Annotated in this window: 1 protein-coding gene; it reads right to left on the bottom strand. The window is 62.0% G+C overall.

Translation table 11 applies throughout. The annotated features are described in order from the left end of the window. Window positions 1–84: 84 nt before the first annotated feature. Window positions 85–416: M23 family metallopeptidase (locus B2W55_RS24480; protein WP_291532300.1), on the bottom strand; the 332-nt coding region annotated here is incomplete at its 5' end.

Genomic DNA, 416 nt, shown 5'->3' with positions numbered 1-416 from the left:
CAAAACAAAACGGGGGAAGCTTGCGCTTCCCCCGTTGTCTTTGTTGTGAGACTTGGAAGTCCCTTGGAAGTCCGAGCGCGTAACTTACGCGCCGTTGAGGAACTGGAGCGGATCGACCGGAGACGACCCCTTGCGAATTTCGAAGTGAAGCTGCGGCGAGCTCGCCTCGCCGGTCTGGCCGGACTTGGCGATCACCTGGCCGCGCTTGATGGTATCGCCGCGCTTCACCAGGATTTCGCTCGCATGGGCGTAGGCGGTGACATAGCCGTTGGAATGGCGAACCAGCACGAGGTTGCCGTAGCCCTTCAGCTCGTTGCCCGAATAGGCCACCACGCCGTCCTCGGCCGCCTTCACCGGGGTGCCTTCGGGCACCGCGACGTTGATGCCGTCATTGACCTTGCCGTTGGTCTTCGAGC

The organism is Bradyrhizobium sp. UBA2491 (assembly GCF_002341725.1).
GTDB lineage: Bacteria > Pseudomonadota > Alphaproteobacteria > Rhizobiales > Xanthobacteraceae > Bradyrhizobium.
This window is presented reverse-complemented; position numbering and strand designations above follow the sequence as displayed.